The organism is Microbacterium sp. K2 (assembly GCF_051365005.1).
Taxonomy (GTDB): Bacteria; Actinomycetota; Actinomycetes; order Actinomycetales; family Microbacteriaceae; genus Microbacterium; species Microbacterium foliorum_B.
Window position 1 is genome coordinate 543,679 of the sequence record NZ_JBLWII010000001.1, and the last position, 13,837, is coordinate 557,515.

The 13,837-nt window shown below is 66.6% G+C and carries 14 protein-coding genes; 12 read left to right on the forward strand and 2 right to left on the reverse strand.

Going from position 1 to position 13,837, the window contains the following annotated elements; all coding sequences use genetic code 11:
• The first annotated feature begins 38 nt into the window (after window positions 1-38).
• The 6 genes from polA to ACLKOY_RS02805 all read left to right on the forward strand — a co-directional run bounded on the left by polA (window position 39) and on the right by ACLKOY_RS02805 (window position 8,473).
• Window positions 39-2,672, forward strand: a complete 2,634-nt coding sequence (gene polA / locus ACLKOY_RS02780; RefSeq protein ID WP_436452322.1) for a DNA polymerase I — start codon at window positions 39-41, stop codon at window positions 2,670-2,672.
• 93 nt (window positions 2,673-2,765) lie between these two features.
• Window positions 2,766-4,442 carry a DUF885 domain-containing protein gene (locus ACLKOY_RS02785; protein ID WP_436452323.1) on the forward strand — a complete coding sequence of 559 codons (1,677 nt, stop codon included), beginning with the start codon at window positions 2,766-2,768 and terminating at the stop codon, window positions 4,440-4,442.
• A gap of 53 nt (window positions 4,443-4,495) precedes the next feature.
• On the forward strand, window positions 4,496-5,530 hold the full coding sequence (locus tag ACLKOY_RS02790) for an LLM class flavin-dependent oxidoreductase (protein ID WP_436452324.1): 1,035 nt from the start codon (window positions 4,496-4,498) through the stop codon (window positions 5,528-5,530).
• A 42-nt stretch (window positions 5,531-5,572) separates the two neighbouring features.
• Window positions 5,573-6,925, forward strand: a complete 1,353-nt coding sequence (locus tag ACLKOY_RS02795) for an MFS transporter (protein WP_436452325.1) — start codon at window positions 5,573-5,575, stop codon at window positions 6,923-6,925.
• A gap of 37 nt (window positions 6,926-6,962) precedes the next feature.
• Window positions 6,963-7,721 (forward strand): SGNH/GDSL hydrolase family protein, encoded by a 759-nt coding sequence (locus ACLKOY_RS02800; protein WP_436452326.1) that lies wholly within the window; start codon window positions 6,963-6,965, stop codon window positions 7,719-7,721.
• A gap of 11 nt (window positions 7,722-7,732) precedes the next feature.
• Window positions 7,733-8,473, forward strand: coding sequence for a formylglycine-generating enzyme family protein (locus tag ACLKOY_RS02805; RefSeq protein WP_436454081.1), 741 nt, complete (start codon window positions 7,733-7,735; stop codon window positions 8,471-8,473).
• A gap of 2 nt (window positions 8,474-8,475) precedes the next feature.
• On the opposite strand, the gene ACLKOY_RS02810 is transcribed toward ACLKOY_RS02805, so the two are convergent.
• The gene (locus tag ACLKOY_RS02810) at window positions 8,476-8,901 is read right to left on the reverse strand and encodes a GNAT family N-acetyltransferase (protein ID WP_436452327.1); all 426 of its coding nucleotides are present in this window, start codon (window positions 8,899-8,901) and stop codon (window positions 8,476-8,478) included.
• A 20-nt stretch (window positions 8,902-8,921) separates the two neighbouring features.
• On the reverse strand, window positions 8,922-10,247 hold the full coding sequence (locus tag ACLKOY_RS02815) for an MFS transporter (RefSeq protein ID WP_436454082.1): 1,326 nt from the start codon (window positions 10,245-10,247) through the stop codon (window positions 8,922-8,924).
• 95 nt (window positions 10,248-10,342) lie between these two features.
• Between ACLKOY_RS02815 and ACLKOY_RS02820 the strand changes: the two genes are divergently transcribed.
• From ACLKOY_RS02820 to ACLKOY_RS02845, 6 genes are all read left to right on the forward strand, one after another.
• Window positions 10,343-10,711 carry a VOC family protein gene (locus tag ACLKOY_RS02820; RefSeq protein WP_436452328.1) on the forward strand — a complete coding sequence of 123 codons (369 nt, stop codon included), beginning with the start codon at window positions 10,343-10,345 and terminating at the stop codon, window positions 10,709-10,711.
• A gap of 111 nt (window positions 10,712-10,822) precedes the next feature.
• Window positions 10,823-11,284, forward strand: a complete 462-nt coding sequence (locus tag ACLKOY_RS02825; protein WP_436452329.1) for a GNAT family N-acetyltransferase — start codon at window positions 10,823-10,825, stop codon at window positions 11,282-11,284.
• 27 nt (window positions 11,285-11,311) lie between these two features.
• Window positions 11,312-11,644 carry an ArsR/SmtB family transcription factor gene (locus ACLKOY_RS02830; protein WP_436452330.1) on the forward strand — a complete coding sequence of 111 codons (333 nt, stop codon included), beginning with the start codon at window positions 11,312-11,314 and terminating at the stop codon, window positions 11,642-11,644.
• Window positions 11,641-12,132: an SRPBCC domain-containing protein gene (locus ACLKOY_RS02835; RefSeq protein ID WP_436452331.1), complete on the forward strand. Its 492-nt coding sequence runs from the start codon at window positions 11,641-11,643 to the stop codon at window positions 12,130-12,132. Before ACLKOY_RS02830 ends, ACLKOY_RS02835 begins: the two co-directional genes overlap by 4 nt.
• Entirely contained in the window at window positions 12,129-12,722 is a 594-nt protein-coding gene (locus tag ACLKOY_RS02840; RefSeq protein WP_436452332.1) for a GNAT family N-acetyltransferase, read from the forward strand. Before ACLKOY_RS02835 ends, ACLKOY_RS02840 begins: the two co-directional genes overlap by 4 nt.
• A gap of 268 nt (window positions 12,723-12,990) precedes the next feature.
• Window positions 12,991-13,836, forward strand: coding sequence for a class I SAM-dependent methyltransferase (locus tag ACLKOY_RS02845; RefSeq protein ID WP_436452333.1), 846 nt, complete (start codon window positions 12,991-12,993; stop codon window positions 13,834-13,836).
• Window position 13,837 lies beyond the last annotated feature (1 nt).

Consider the following 13,837-nt stretch of genomic DNA (forward strand, 5'->3'; position numbering starts at 1 on the left):
CCTCAGCGGGTGTCTGTCGTCCTCGTTAGGCTGACAGGGTGACGGACTCCGCAAAGCCTACCCTCATGGTCGTCGACGGCCATTCGCTCGCCTATCGTGCATTCTTCGCCCTCCCGGTCGAGAACTTCACGACCAAAGACAATCAGCACACGAACGCCATCTACGGCTTCCTGTCCATGCTGGTGAACCTCATCAAGGCCGAGCAGCCGACGCACATGGCGATCGCATTCGACACCTCGCGCCATTCGTTCCGCACCGACGTGTACCCCGAGTACAAGGCGACGCGCTCAGAGTCGCCGCAGGAGTTCCGCGGGCAGATCCCGCTGCTGCAGGACTGCCTGGCCGCGATGTCGATCCCGGTCCTCACGAAAGAGGGGTTCGAGGCCGACGACATCCTCGCCACCCTGTCGACCCAGGGCGCCGAGCAGGGATACGACGTCCTCGTGGTCTCCGGCGACCGCGACACGATCCAGCTCGTCACCGACGACGTCACGCTGCTGTACCCCTCGGTGCAGGGCGTCTCGCAGCTCAAGAGGTACGACCCGGTGACCGTGCAGGAGCGCTACGGCGTCCGACCCGAGCAGTACCCCGACATCGCAGCCCTCGTCGGCGAGACGAGCGACAACCTTCCCGGCGTGCCCAAGGTCGGCGAGAAGACCGCCGTCAAGTGGCTCACGCAGTTCGGGTCCCTCGATGATCTGCTCGAGCGAGCCGAGGAGATCAAGGGCGTGGTGGGAGGAAACCTCCGCGACCACATCGAGGACGTGCGGCGCAACCGCAGACTCAATCGCCTGCTGACCGACGTCGAGCTGCCGGTCGCTCCCGACGACCTCGCGGTCGCACCGATCGATGCGCAGGCCGTGCGCGACATCTTCGCTCGCCTCGAGTTCCGCACCCTTCTGCCTCGCGTGTTCGAGGCCGTCGGAGCGGGCGAGGTCGCCGACGACCCGACGACGACCGTGGTGCTGCCCGAGCCGACCCAGGTCAGTGCGGCGGAGTTCGTCAGCTGGGCCGAAGAACAGACAGGCGACATCGCTGTGCGGCTCGTCGTGCAGGGTGGGGCTCCGACGAGGCTCGGTGCCGCGTCCGGGGAGGAACTCCGTGAGCTCGACTGGAACGACGATGTCGTAGAAGTCCTGCGGCCGTGGCTCGAGTCCGCGAGCCCGAAGGTGCTCCACGACGCGAAGCCCCAGGTGAAGGCTCTGCTTCGACTGGGTGTGCGATTGAGCGGCCTGGCCTATGACACGAGTCTGGCGGGGTGGCTGCTGCGTCCGAGCTTCCCCGACAAGACGCTCGGCGACCTCGTCGAGCGCTATCTCGGTGAGAAGCTGCCAGAGGCAGACCCGACGCAGCTCGTTCCTGAGACCGAAGGTGCCACCCCCTCCCAGGAGGCATGGTTCGCGCTCCGTGTCGCGACAGCGCTGCGTGAGGACATCCCCGAGTCCGTCGCCGCCGTACTCACCGACATCGAGCTTCCGACGCTGCTGACGCTGGCCGACATGGAGGTCGCAGGAGTCGCGGTCTCACACGACGTGCTGTCGACCTTCTCGGGCGAGCTGGCGACGCGCGCCGAGGGTCTCGCCCAGGAGGCGTTCGGCATCGTCGGTCGCGAGTTCAATCTCGGGTCTCCCAAGCAGCTGCAGGAGGTGCTGTTCGACGACCTGCAGCTGCCCAAGACGCGCAAGACCAAGACCGGGTACTCCACGGATGCCGCGGTGCTCGCCGATCTGCAGGAGTCGCACCCGCATCCGTTCCTCGGACTGCTGCTGCAGCACCGTGAGGCGACCAAGCTCCGTCAGATCATCGAGTCGCTCGACACCGCCATCCAGGCCGATCACCGTGTGCACACGACGTACGTGCAGACCGGCAGCCAGACCGGACGTCTGTCGAGCACCGATCCGAACCTCCAGAACATCCCCGTTCGCACCGAGGAATCCCGTCGCATCCGCAGCGCCTTCCAGGTGGGAGAAGGCTACGAGTCGCTGCTCACCGCCGACTACTCGCAGATCGAGATGCGGATCATGGCCCATCTCTCCGGCGACGAGGGACTCATCGAGGCGTTCAACAGCGGTGAGGACCTGCATCGGTTCGTCGGCGCGCGGGTGTTCGGTGTCGAGCCGAGCGAAGTGACCTCCGCGATGCGCACGAAGGTGAAGGCGATGTCGTACGGCCTGGTCTACGGCCTCTCGGCATTCGGACTGTCGAAGCAGCTCCGCATCGAGCAGTCCGAGGCGAAGCAGCTGATGGTCGAGTACTTCGCACGGTTCGGAGCTGTGCGCGACTATCTTCGGGCATCCGTGATGAAGGCCAAGGAGGTCGGCTATACCGAGACCATCTTCGGCCGCCGTCGCCCGTTCCCCGACCTTGCGAGCCCGAACCGCGTCCTTCGCGAGAACGCCGAGCGCGCAGCGCTCAACGCCCCGATCCAGGGGAGCGCGGCCGACATCATGAAGATCGCGCTCCTGCACATCCACGAAGACCTCCGCACCGAGGGTCTCGCATCGCGCGCACTGTTGCAGATTCACGACGAGCTCGTCGTCGAGGTGGCACCGGGGGAGTGGGACGCGGCGGAGCGGATCGTGCGGACGCGTATGGGCGACGCCGCGAATCTCACCGTGCCCCTCGACGTGCAGGTCGGGCGCGGACGCGACTGGAACGAGGCAGCACACTGAGGCTGACCGACGCGTCGTGACGAAGGCGACGCAGAGCTCGGCCACGCGGCACATCGATATCCTGCGCCGGGGGTGCGGGGCTACGCTGGAGGGATGACTTCAGCTCCCCGCACTCCGTCTGCCATCGACAAAGTCGCCGATGAATGGGTCGACACCATCGCGGTGCTCGCCCCGACTCTGGGCACGTACATCGGTCGAGACGAGGTCAACGACCGGTTCGGCGACCTGAGCCCTGAGGGGCACGAGCAGATCGCGTCCGCAACGCGATCGACGCTCGCGAAGCTGCAGGCAATCGACGCGGTCGACGCGATCGACCAGGTCACGAAGACCGACCTCTCCGCCGAGCTCAGCCTGGATCTCGAGCTGCACGACGCCAGGTGGCACCTGCGTGACCTCAACGTGATCGCCTCCGCCGCTCAGGACGTGCGCTCGGCTTTCGACCTCATGCCGACCGCGACCGCAGACGATTGGTCGGTGATCGCGACCCGTCTCGCCGCAGTGCCCGACGCGCTCCGCGGATACACCGAGACGCTCCGCGCAGGCATCGCGGCCGGAGTCACTCCGGCTCGTCGCCAGGTCGTCGAGGTCGCGACGCAGATCGACCGTTACACGGCCGACGACGGCTTCTTCGCCGCTTTCGTGGCGGATGCGGCGCCCCAGGAAGGCAACCTTCCCGCGTCGCTCGCTCGCACTCTGGCCGACAACTCCGCTGCGGCGCGAGTCGCGTACGACGAGCTGCGCAGCTTCCTGGCCGAGGAGCTCGCTCCCGTCGCGACGGAGGTCGATGCCGTCGGTCGCGAGCTGTACGCACTGAACTCCCGCCGCTTCCTCGGAGCGACCATCGACCTCGACGAGACCTACGAGTGGGGCCGAGAAGAACTCGCCCGCATGGTCGCCGAGCAGACCGCGATCGCGAACGAGATCCTCCCCGGGGCCTCGGTCGAAGAGGCCGTCGCGCACCTCGAGGCCGACCCCGCCCGCAAGCTCGTCGGAACAGACGCTCTCCAGAAGTGGATGCAGGAGACGAGCGACCGCGCCGTCGCAGAGCTCGGCGCCACGCACTTCGACATCCCCGACGCGATTCGCACTCTCGAGTGCATGATCGCGCCGACGCAGGAGGGCGGCATCTACTACACCGGTCCGACGGACGACTTCTCGCGTCCTGGGCGTATGTGGTGGTCGGTTCCCGAGGGCGTCACCGAGTTCGACACGTGGCGCGAACTGACGACGGTCTACCACGAGGGTGTGCCTGGGCATCACCTGCAGATCGCGCAGGCGGTGTACAACCGTACCGAGCTCAACTCATGGCGACGACTGCTCGCCGGCACCTCCGGCCATGCAGAGGGCTGGGCGCTGTACGCCGAGCGCCTGATGCAGCAGCTGGGCTACCTCGACGACCCAGCTGACCGGTTGGGCATGCTCGACGGACAGCGGATGCGTGCTGCCCGTGTCGTGCTCGACATCGGGGTGCACCTCGGCAAGCCGCGTCTCGATGGCGAAGGCACCTGGGACGCCGACTACGCGCTCGACTTCATGCGCAAGAACGTGAACATGTCCGACCAGTTCGTGCAGTTCGAGGTCAACCGCTATCTCGGCTGGCCAGGACAGGCGCCTTCTTACAAGGTCGGCCAGCGCATCTGGGAGCAGGTACGCGAGGCGTACCAGGCTGAGCGAGGCGCGGACTTCGACGTCAAGGAGTTCCACAAGCGGGCTCTCGACATGGGCGGCGTCGGGCTCGACACGCTCCGAACCGCCCTCCTGACGCGCTGAGGGAATGCGCCGACCGCGCTCGCTGTTCATTCAGCTGAATAGAAAGGGCTGACATGAGCATCGAGTTCGGGCTGGACACCTTCGGCGACATCACGAGAGGCGACGACGGCGAACTTCTCACCGGAGCGCAGACGATCCGCAACATCGTCGATCAGGCGGAGCGAGCCGACAGCGTCGGAGTCGACTTCTTCGGCGTGGGGGAGCACCACCGCACGGAGTTCGCCGTGTCGGCGCCGGAGATGGTGCTAGCCACGATCGCCGGTCGCACGAAGAACATCCGCCTCGGCACTGCCGTCACGGTGCTGTCATCCGATGACCCGGTGCGCGTGTTCGAACGCTTCGCCACGCTCGACGCCCTGTCGAACGGACGCGCTGAGGTCGTGCTCGGCCGAGGATCGTTCATCGAGTCCTTCCCACTCTTCGGCTACGACCTTCGCGACTACGACGCCCTCTTCGAGCAGAAGCTCGAACTCTTCGTCGAGCTTCTCAAGGAGCAGCCGGTGACGTGGTCGGGGTCGATGCGCGCGTCGCTCGAGAACGCCGATGTCTTCCCCAAGACGGAGAACGGGCTGCGCACCTGGGTGGGGGTGGGCGGCAGCCCTGAGTCCGTCGTGCGCGTCGCCCGTCATGGACTCGGCCTCATGCTCGCGATCATCGGCGGACCCGCAGGGCGCTTCCGCCAGTTCGTCGACCTGTACCACCGCTCGGTGGCGTCGTTCGGCACGACCTCCCACCCCATCGCGGTGCACTCCCCGGGCCACATCGCCGATACCGATGAGGAAGCATGGGAGGCCGCATACTCCGGGTTCGAGGCGATGAACAACACCATCGGTCGCGAGCGGGGATGGCCTCCGTACAGCCGGGCTCGATTCCAGAACGACGTGGGTCCTGCCGGAGCCCTGTACGTCGGCTCGCCCGAGCGGGTCGCAGCAAAGATCGCCGACACCGTGACGACGCTCGGGCTCGGTCGCTTCGACATGAAGTACGCCACCGGCACGCTGTCACACGATGCGATGATGCGCAGCATCGAACTCTACGGCTCCGAGGTCATCCCTCGAGTGCACCGGCTGCTCGCAGATCGCGACTGACGCACAGCTCGGCACCGCGGCGCGCCCCTCTACGATGAAGGAATGGCCAACACCGCGCTGCCGAGCCGGGCGTCGATCGCCGGGCGTCTCGACGAGCTCCCGTTCACGCGCCGACACCTCCGGCTTCTCACCGGCTCGGGGGTCGGCTGGGCCCTGGACGCGATGGACGTCGGACTCATCTCGTTCATTCTGGCGGCACTCACCCAGCAGTGGGGCCTGACGAAGACGGATGCGGGGTGGATCGCATCCGTCGGATTCATCGGCATGGCGATCGGCGCCACACTCGGCGGCCTGCTCGCCGATCGGCTCGGGCGACGCCAGGTCTTCGCACTCACCCTGCTCGTCTACGGCGTCGCAACGGGAGCAAGCGCGCTCGTGAGCGGCCTCGCCGCCCTCCTCGTGCTGCGTTTCCTCGTCGGGCTGGGTCTCGGCGCCGAGCTTCCCGTGGCTTCCACGTACGTCAGCGAGTTCGCGCCCGCCCGCATCCGGGGCCGGCTGATCGTCATTCTCGAAGCGTTCTGGGCGCTGGGGTGGACGGCGGCCGCGCTGATCGGATTCTTCGTGATCCCCGCATCCGACGACGGGTGGCGCTGGGCGTTCGCGCTCGGCGCGATCCCTGCGGTCTACGCACTGGTCGTCCGATGGGGCCTGCCCGAGTCGCCCCGATGGCTCGCCTCGCGCGGGCGCATCGCCGAGGCCGACCGCATCGTCGCGACCTTCGAAGCGGACGCCGGGGTCGAACCGGGGCCTGCGATCAGACGCGAACCGATGTCGCGAGCGATCGCCGTCACCACGCGCGCACGATTGACCACGCTGTGGAACGCGGAGTTCCGGGTGCGCACCATCTGCCTCTGGATCGTCTGGCTCTGCGTGAACTTCGCGTACTACGGCGCGTTCATCTGGATCCCCAGCATCCTGGTCGATGCAGGGTTCGATCTCGTGCGGTCCTTCGGGTTCACTCTCATCATCACCCTCGCTCAGTTGCCGGGCTATGCGGTCGCCGCGTGGCTGATCGAGGTGTGGGGCAGGCGCACGACGCTCTCGGTCTTCCTCGTCGGATCGGCCGTGTCGGCCGTCTTCTTCGGGACATCGACGACCGAGGCCGCCATCATCGCCTCGGGGATGGCCCTCTCGTTCTTCAATCTCGGTGCCTGGGGCGCGCTGTACGCAGTGACTCCCGAGATCTATCCGACTTCGTTGCGGGGGACAGGAGCGGGCTGGGCTGCGGGAGTGGGACGCATCGCGTCGATCGTCGCCCCGCTGTCCGTGCCGGTCGTGCTCGTCGCCGGGGGAGCACCGATGCTGTTCGCCGTGTTCGGTGTGTGCTTCGTCGTTGCGGCAGCGGCGGCGTGGGGCTTGGTCGATCGCGGTGGAATGGCTCTCGACGACCGGTGATCGCCGCAGTGTCCGCGTGCGGGAATAGGCTGTCGAGGTGACAGAAGTACGTTATGTGGCCATCGGAGATTCCTTCACCGAGGGAGTGGGTGATCTTCTGCCCGACGGCCGTGAACGAGGGTGGGCCGACCTCGTGGCTCAGGGCTGGGCCGATGCTGCCGGCCACTCGATCAGCTACGCGAATCTCGCGATCCGCGGCAAGCTGGCTTGGCCGATCGTCGAGCAGCAGCTCGAACCCGCGCTCGCGCTGCGTCCGACGCATCTGTCGTTCAACGGCGGCGGCAACGACATGCTCCGACCAAGGACCGACCTCGAGCACATCGCCGACGCATTCAGTCGAGTCCTGCGCCGGTGCGACGATGAGGGCGTCACACTGATCCTTCTCTCGGGGGCGAATCCGAGTGGACAGCTTCCGATGGGGTCGCTCGTGCAGCGTCGCGGCGACCTGCTCTCCGATGCAGTGCTGCGCCGGGTCGAGGGTCGCGACGACGTCGTGCGCGCACTCAACTGGCCCGATCGAGAGCTCGCCGATGCGAAGTACTGGTCCGAGGATCGGCTCCACATGAACGCCGCCGGTCACCACCGTGTCGCCGCGCGGGTGCTCCACGGCCTGGGTTTCGAGCCGCCGTCGACGTGGTGGTCTCCGACCGCTCTCACGGCCGGCGGGCCGGCCGGTCTCGCCTACTACCGAGAATTCGTGGGCCCCTGGGTCAGACGGCGCGTCACACGCACCTCGTCCGGTGACGGACGCGCGGCGAAGTACCCCGACTGGGTCGAGAGAGTCCCACACGCGTGACCGACATCGAGATGCGCCGCATCGCAGGCGGCTCGGTCACCCTCCACGACGCGCGTCGCAAGGTCGAGCGCACCGTCGCCGTCGAGGACTTCGAGATCGGGGTGTTCCCGGTCACCGAAGAGCAGCTCGCGGAGATCCTCCCCATCGCGTCACGGCATCCGCGGCGACCCGCAGTCGATGTGAGCTGGTTGCGCGCGATCCATTTCTGCAATGCCGCCTCCGAGTGGGAGGGGCTCGACCCGGTCTATCGGTTCGACGGCGAAGACGTCAGCTGGGATGCGACGGGCGACGGCTATCGACTGCCCACCGAGGCCGAGTGGGAGTACGCCTGCAGAGCGGGTTCAGTCGGTCCTCATTACGCGCCTCTCGCCGATGCCGCCTGGACGAGCGCCGATGCGGTCTCGGCCCCGCAGGATGTCGGTGGCAAGCTGCCGAACCTGCACGGCCTCTTCGATACGCTCGGCAACGTGTGGGAGTGGTGCTGGGATCTTCTGGACCCGGCCCGCTATGGCGAGTACCGCGTGTTCCGTGGTGGGGGATTCGCCGACGATACGTGGAGCGTCCGGGCGTCCGTGCGGCGAGGGGGAGCACCCCGGATGCATCATGAGGATGTCGGCCTGCGAGTCGCCAGAGGAGCCTTCGACACGCCCGATGAGGCGCAGGGCTGGTCAGCGCGAGCCGATCGCGAGCGGGCGGCCGCCGACGGTCCCGTGCCCTTCGGCTGGACGCCGTTGAGGCGACCCGGCCGCTGAGATCATCCTCGGTCGATCAGCTTCACCATGTAGTGGTTCGGATCGGCAGACGGCGCGAAGCCGTAATGCGCGTAGAGACCGCTCGCGGTGCTCGTCGCGAGCATGATGCGCTTGACCGTCGATGATTCGCAAAGGTCCTCCAGGACACCCTCGACGAGCATCTTTCCGACTCCGTGCCCTCGGGCCTCCTCGACGACGAACACGTCGCACAGCCACGCGAAGGTCACGCCGTCGGTCACGACCCGGGCGTACCCCACCTGCCGATCGCCTTCGTCGCGGATCGAGTAGTTGCGCGACGCGTCGATCGCGGCATCCTGGGTCGCGCGGCTGCGGCCCTTCGCCCAGTACGACTCCTCGCTCAGCCAGCGGTGCACCAGGCCACGGTCGATCAGGGCAGGGTCATTCGAGAAGGTGAAGCTCGTGGGCATGAGCTTCATCCTAGAAGCAGTCAGCGACGCCTCTCGGGATCCAGGCCCATCCTGATGCGCGTGCGCTTGCGCTCGATCAGGATGAAGGTGACGCCGAGGATCCACAGCGGGATGGGCATGAGGAATGCGACACGGAACGCCTCCAGCGAGTACGTCTCCGGCGTGCCCGCACCCTGCAGGTCGAGCGCGAGGCCGATGAGGAAGATCGCGATCAGAGCGGCGATGAACCCACCCGCGTTGGTCACTCCGGTCGCGGTGCTCAGGCGGTGCGACGGATTGTGTGTGCGCGCGTGGTCGAAGGCGATCATGCTCGCGGGGCCTCCCGTCGCAAGAGCCACGGCGAGCACGTAGAGCAGCCAGAGTGGAGCCGGTCCGGGCAGAGCGATGACGGCCACCCAAGCGACGAACTGGACCCCGACGGCAGGCAGGACGAGTGCGAGCGAACGCTGATTGGGCAGACGGCGCGAGAGGTCGCCGATGATGGGACCGAGCGCCATTCCGGCGACCACGTACACCGAGATGATTCCCGCCGCGTGCGCCGTATCGAGGCCCTGGGCCGCGGTGAGGAACGGCATTCCCCAGAGCAGGATGAAGGCAGTGCCGGCGAACGGTGTGGTGAAGTGCGACCAGAAGGCGAGTCGGGTGCCGGGGTGCGCCCACGCGGCTCGGATGCCCACGCCGGTATCGATCGCCGAGGTGACCACACGGATCACACCCGTGTCGGTGTTGACGGTCAAATCTGCGCCACGCTCAGCAGGGTGATTGCGGATGACGAGCGCGACGAGGATCGTGAACAGGACGCCGAGCCCCGCGATGCTGCCGAAAGTGATCGTCCACGTGGTCGCGTGCAGAAGCGCTGCGAGCGGGACGAGAGCGATCAGCTGACCCGCCTGACCGATGATGCCGGTGAACTGCACCATGATCGGTCCTCGCTGCGCGGGGAACCACGTCGCCACCAGCCGGAGGACGGCGGGGAAGACCGCCGCGTCACCGGCACCGAGCAGGATGCGGGCGAAGATCGCGATCCCGATGCCGGGGGAGAGGGCCATCGTGAGCTGGCCCGCTGCCATGAGCAGCATGCCGATCGTCATGATGGGGCGCGAGCCGAAGCGGTCGAGCAGGATGCCGATGGGTATCTGCATGCCGCCGTAGACGGCGAGCTGCACCACGGCGAACAGGGCGAGGGTCGACGCATCCGCCTGGAATCGATCGGCGGCCTCTACACCGACCGCGCCGAGCGACGTGCGGTTGGTGATGGCGAGAACGTAGGCGGCGACACCCACGCCCCAGATGAGCCAGGCTCTCCATCCCGGGGTGGTCACGGGGGAGCGGGGAACCTGTTGCACTCCTCCCACGGTACTCCTCGTGGGAGAACCTCCCGACGCACGGACGGCTCGAGCATGGGGTGCTGGATGTCCGATGCTCTCGATACCTTGGCCGCATGACACCTGTACCCGTGCACCACTCCATCAACTACGTCGAGCTCGTCGTCAATGATCTCGAGACAGCCAAGCGCTTCTATCGAGAGGCGTTCGGCTGGGTCTTCGTGGACTACGGTCCCGCCTACGCGGGTATCGCCTCACTGACCGGAGACGGCTCGGAGGTCGGCGGTCTGCTGCTCTCCGACCAGGGGCGTCCGCCCGGCGGGCCGCTCGTACTGCTGTACTCCGACGATCTCGACGCCACGCAGCAGGCGATCACCGACGCAGGCGGCGCGGTCACCCAGGGTCCCTACGAGTTCCCGGGTGGGCGACGACTGCACTTCATCGACCCGAGCGGCAACGAGCTGGGAGTCTGGGCTGCACAGTGACGACAGAATGAGGGAGTGACGTCGCATCCTCATCCTCATCCGCCGCATGACGAGCTCCGTCTGTCGATCCGCGTCCGGGAATCGACCTGGGATGACGCCGATACAACCGCGGTGAGTGAGCTCGTCCAGACGTATCTGCTCCAGACCGAAACGGAGAAGCTCGAGCACGGTCAGGCCGCGTCGCCTGCATCGCTGACATCGCTGACATCGCTGCCGACGAGGTACGCGCGGGAGCTGGAGGATCCGAACACCGCCTACGCGGACTGCACGACCCTGCTCGCGATCACCGAGCAAGGGACCGTCGGGGTAGTGATCGTTCGGATCGATGGGGGAGAGGCTGAGATCAAGCGCCTCTGGGCAGACCCGAACCTCCGAGGGCGCGGAGTCGGATCCGCGTTGCTGGATGCGGCACTCGCGCTGACATCCGGGCGGGTGCGCCTGTCGGTCTGGGAGTGGCGGGCACCGGCGATCAGGCTCTACGAATCTCGCGGCTTCGAGCGCGTCGCGTCGTGGGACGAACGCGAGGGACTCGTCTGCATGGAGAGACCTGCAAACACTTTGCCCTTGCGCTAACCATCTTCGTGGTCAATACTTTTCTTCATGGCTAACAATAAGGACGTGAACGGAGTCTTCCTCGCGCTTGCGGATCCGACGCGGCGCGAGGTCGTTCGCACACTCGGTCGCGGCCCGGCGAGCGTGGGGGAGCTCGCGCAGCCCTTCCCGATCACGCTTCCGTCGTTCATGAAGCACATCCGCGCACTGGAGGAGAGCGGACTCATCCGCACTTCCAAGACCGGGCGCGTGCGCACCTGCACGCTCGATCGCGACCGTCTTGCGGTCGTGGGGCACTGGCTCGACGAGCAACGGCGAATCTGGGATGACCGCACCGACCGCCTCGAATCCCTGATGGCCGATCTGGAGGAGAACCGATGACCAGCACAGCAATCGACCCGCGGCTCGATCTGACCCTGGAGAGGACGATCCGGGCATCGCCGTCGGCAGTGTGGCGAGCCTGGACCGATTCCGAACTTCTCGCGCGGTGGTGGGTTCCCGCCCCCATGCAGGCACGGGTCGATCGACTCGACGTGCAACCCGGTGGCGACTTCGTCACCAGCATGCGTGAGGCTGCGGGGGAGTACATCCCGCATACGGATGGGATCTTCCTCGTCGTGGAGCCCGAGAGGCGACTGGTCTTCACCAACGCCATCGACAGCGCCTGGCGTCCTGCGAAGCCGGAACCCGTCTCGATGACGGCGGAGATCACCCTCGCCGAACATGCCGAGGGCACGACGTACCGTGTGATCGTGCGTCACGGCGATCCTGCAGCACGGAATCTGCACGAAGACCTTGGCTTCTTCGAGGGCTGGGGCTCGGTGACGTCGGCACTGGCTGAACTCGTTGAGGCCGGGTCAACGACATGAGCGTGAAAGCCGGCCTACGGGCGCGGGGCGCGCTGGGTGGAGCGGCACTGCGCACCGACCGGTTGATCCTCCGGCCACAAGCGGTCACGGATGCTGAGGTCTTCCACCGGTTGTGGACCGAACGCGACGAGCGCGTGCCGGCTCATCGGCAGCTCGATGCTGACGGCCGCCCCACGGTCTCCGAGATAGCGGCCGACATCGCGAACAAGGGAAGGGAGCGCTCCGACCTGCTGTCTGTAGAGGACGCCGCGAGCGGCGAGGTCTACGGCTACTGCGGACTCATCTTCGAGGGCCACGGCGCAGAGGGCGAGCCGGAGATCGCCTTCGAACTTCTGCGCAGCGCCCACAATCGTGGGTATGCGACAGAGGCCGCCACGGCCGTGCTCGCGTGGGCCGGTTCAGCGGGACACCAGCGAGCGTGGGCGAGCGTCTGGGAATGGAATGTCGCCTCATGCCGCGTGCTCACGAAGCTCGGATTCGTGGACTCAGGCAATGATCGCGCCGCGAGCGAGCACGGGCGGAACATCCTGACAGTGACGGCGCTGGGTCCGACGCCCAGCGTGGTCACTCCGACGCACGGCGGTCTCTGAATGACGGACCACGTCGCCATCGTCGAGCACGATGCCCTGTCCGAATCACAATCGGCGGCGCTGAGAGAGCTCTTCGATCGTGAGTACCGAGCGGAGTATGGAGAGTGGATACCCGACCGCCCGTACGGGTATTCGCCGGCGGATGTGCACACGATCGTGTTCAACGGTCCACAAGCGAAGGGGAGGCCGATTCTGACGCTTTCTGACATAATGTGCATTATCGGCAATAGCTCAATCGGGCTATCGAGGCAGTCGCTAGGCTCAACACGTGAACGGAAGCAACGTCGAGATCGACTGGGAAGCCGCGCGCAGCGCGAATCTGCAGAACTGGAACGACCGAGTCCCTTTGCACGAGGCAGCATACGGATTGGACGCGTTCGACGAGCCGAGCCACCTCAGCGATGTCGTGAGCGACGATCTGCCGGTGCTCAGCCGTTTCGTGCGTGGTGGAACTCTCTCAGGACTGGACCTCTGCCATCTGCAGTGCCATATCGGCACCGACACGATCTCGCTGGCGCGTGCCGGGGCGACCGTGACGGGCGTGGATTTCTCGGAGCCGGCGCTGCGGGCTGCAGAGGCGCTCGCGAATCGCGCAAGGGTCTCGGCGACGTGGGTCCAGACCGACGTCCTCGATGCGAGCAATGCGGTGTCGGGCGACTTCGACGTCGTCTACACGAGCATCGGGACGATCTGCTGGCTCGAGGATCTCGACCGCTGGGCGACTCAGATCGTCGCTCTACTGCGCTCGGGTGGCACGTTCTTCATCCGCGATGGTCATCCCGCGTTACTCGCTCTCGACGAGGATGCGCCAGACCTCACGACGCGCTACCCGTACTTCGGAGACGGTCGCGCACAGCGGTGGGACGACGAGTCGACCTACGCCGGAGACGGCACAGTCGCACACCCGCGCACGTACGAGTGGCCGCACCCCCTCTCGGAGATCCTCAGATCGTTGCTGAGAGCCGGTCTCCGCATCCTTCACTTCGATGAGGGACGAACACTCCCCTGGCAGTTCAGCCCGCGGATGATCGAGGTGCCGCGTGGCTATGCCTGGCCCGAGACGGAACGCAATCTCATGCCCTGCACCTTCACGATCGTCGCGCGCAAGGACTGAC

Bases quoted from the DNA above. Each gene is read 5' to 3' on its own strand.
- ACLKOY_RS02830 (WP_436452330.1), top strand. From the start codon at position 11,312: ATGGCTAACAATAAGGACGTGAACGGAGTCTTCCTCGCGCTTGCGGAT.
- ACLKOY_RS02840 (WP_436452332.1), top strand. From the start codon at position 12,129: ATGAGCGTGAAAGCCGGCCTACGGGCGCGGGGCGCGCTGGGTGGAGCG.
- ACLKOY_RS02820 (WP_436452328.1), top strand. From the start codon at position 10,343: ATGACACCTGTACCCGTGCACCACTCCATCAACTACGTCGAGCTCGTC.
- ACLKOY_RS02810 (WP_436452327.1), bottom strand. From the start codon at position 8,901: ATGCCCACGAGCTTCACCTTCTCGAATGACCCTGCCCTGATCGACCGT.
- ACLKOY_RS02835 (WP_436452331.1), top strand. From the start codon at position 11,641: ATGACCAGCACAGCAATCGACCCGCGGCTCGATCTGACCCTGGAGAGG.
- ACLKOY_RS02795 (WP_436452325.1), top strand. From the start codon at position 5,573: ATGGCCAACACCGCGCTGCCGAGCCGGGCGTCGATCGCCGGGCGTCTC.
- ACLKOY_RS02785 (WP_436452323.1), top strand. From the start codon at position 2,766: ATGACTTCAGCTCCCCGCACTCCGTCTGCCATCGACAAAGTCGCCGAT.
- ACLKOY_RS02790 (WP_436452324.1), top strand. From the start codon at position 4,496: ATGAGCATCGAGTTCGGGCTGGACACCTTCGGCGACATCACGAGAGGC.
- ACLKOY_RS02805 (WP_436454081.1), top strand. From the start codon at position 7,733: ATGCGCCGCATCGCAGGCGGCTCGGTCACCCTCCACGACGCGCGTCGC.